The sequence below is a fragment of the Neptuniibacter marinus genome, from assembly GCF_001597725.1.
Taxonomy (GTDB): domain Bacteria; phylum Pseudomonadota; class Gammaproteobacteria; order Pseudomonadales; family Balneatricaceae; genus Neptuniibacter; species Neptuniibacter marinus.
Genome location: NZ_LUTR01000104.1, coordinates 1 through 240 on the forward strand (window position 1 = coordinate 1; position 240 = coordinate 240).

A 240-nucleotide genomic window follows, 5' to 3' on the forward strand; every position below is an offset into this window, starting at 1 on the left:
GTTCCTTTTGGAATCGTCGAATTAGCAGGTGATATGGATACCGAAGTTAGCGTTGCACTACTTACCGTGATCATGCTGCTCTGCTCCATACCGCCAAATTTCGCCGTGACACCCGCTTGGCCTAAAGCTAAACCATGTACCGTTCCGGCGCTTATATTACCGGTTTCAACGTTTACTAAACTCTGGTCCATCGATGCCCAAACCGATTGCAGAGTCACATCATTCGATGACCCGTCACTA

General features: G+C 48.3%; 1 protein-coding gene. It reads right to left on the reverse strand.

The genetic code is table 11. From position 1 onward, the window contains the following. The coding region (locus A3774_RS16905; RefSeq protein WP_197468102.1) for a hypothetical protein at nt 1–240 on the reverse strand (240 nt) is incomplete at both ends.